The sequence below is a fragment of the Arthrobacter sp. CAN_A212 genome (assembly GCF_015752345.1).
In the GTDB taxonomy this organism is placed as follows: Bacteria; Actinomycetota; Actinomycetes; order Actinomycetales; family Micrococcaceae; genus Arthrobacter_D.
Genome location: NZ_JADOUT010000068.1, coordinates 1 through 1,655 on the forward strand (window position 1 = coordinate 1; position 1,655 = coordinate 1,655).

The 1,655-nt window shown below is 59.3% G+C and carries 1 pseudogene; it reads left to right on the forward strand.

The features are described from left to right. Positions 1-745: 745 nt before the first annotated feature. Positions 746-1,555: pseudogene (locus IWX64_RS16790) on the forward strand (MBL fold metallo-hydrolase); the annotation flags it as partial. Positions 1,556-1,655: the final 100 nt, after the last annotated feature.

Consider the following 1,655-nt stretch of genomic DNA (forward strand, 5'->3'; position numbering starts at 1 on the left):
TATGTCTACGTGCCATTGTTGTGAATCTCCTCCTGCACCCATTATCGGATGCGAAACTCACATATTCACCGGACTCCTACCCGGGGACCCAACCACACCGGTAATCATCCAGACACTCTTCACACTCGCAAAACCGCGTCCCGCCGGAGAAAGAACTCGTTCCCTAGACCATTCCCACACCGGCGAAAGCCTTCACGACGAGGCCAAAGCCGGCGTTGGCCTCAGAGTACCGCCGCCAAAGTGAAGCCGCCACTATAACCAAGAGCTCGACCAACACACTGCACCACCTGCCAGGCATAAAACCGCGCCGACATCAACTGAACCGCCATGGGTGGGAAAGGTGCGTGGCCTGGTCCGGCTAGATGCAAGAACAGCACTCTGGGTCATACCGAACGACCAAATAGCCGACTAAGCCAGTTCATCGCTCCGGCACCCTCTTCTTTCGTGGTGGGCGTTCGATCGTTGGCCTTTGCGCAGGTACAACGTTCACGCTCGGGTACACGTCGCATCACCTCGTCGATGTGGTTGCCGCATCCGGACCATGTGGTCTTGCGGCAATACATACATGTGGTTGCTCGGCACATCGTGCTTCCTTTCGGTGGAACGTCAGAGTCCCTCAATAATACCCATGGGGGTATTCTTCGCTATTCGCCATGCGCTTGCGTTGATACCCCCTTGGGTATTATCGTTAATCCCAGACCGATACCCCCATGGGTATCGAACTCAAACTATCGGAAGGAAAATTGTGCTTCTTCAGCGTATTTATGACGAGGATCTTGCCCAGGCGAGCTACTTCATTGGCTGCCAGGCCAAGGGCGAGGCAGTCGTGGTGGATGCCCGCCGCGATATTGCCCCCTACCAGGAGTTGGCGGCGGCCAATGGAATGCAGATCGTCGCTGTTACCGAGACGCACATCCACGCCGACTACCTTTCCGGTACTCGGGAACTGGCCGAGGCTACCGGCGCGGCCATGTACGTCTCAGGCGAGGGTGGAGACGACTGGCAGTACGGTTTCGACGCCGAGCGGCTCTACGACGGCAGTTCCATCACCTCGGGGAACATTACGATCCAGGCCGTACATACCCCCGGGCACACTCCGGAGCACCTTGCTTTCCTGATTACCGATGGTGCTTTCAGCGATCAGCCCGGTTACCTCCTCTCGGGGGACTTCGTCTTCTCGGGCGATCTTGGCCGCCCTGACCTTCTGGATGAGGCTGCCGGCGGGGTGGATACCCGCTTCGTCGGCGCGAAGCAGTTTTTCAGCAGCCTCCGTGAGAAATTCCTGACACTCCCCGACCACGTGCAGGTGTTCCCGGGCCACGGTTCGGGCAGCGCCTGCGGCAAGGCACTGGGTGCCCTTCCATCCACGACGGTGGGCTACGAGCGTCTGTACGCCTGGTGGGGCCCTTACCTGGCAGCTAATGATGAAGAAGGTTTCGTCCGCGAACTGCTGGACGGGCAGCCCGACGCTCACGCCTACTTCGGGCGGATGAAGCGGCAGAACCGGCTCGGCCCGGCAATCATGGGTCCCCGCGGCGAGCTGCCGCAACTGGATAACCAGGCCCTAGGGCGTGTCTCCTAATTCTTTGAGCCAAATAGTGATGGCTCGGAGTACGACTCCTCCGCGGTAGGTGAGGGCGAGTTTGTCGTACCGG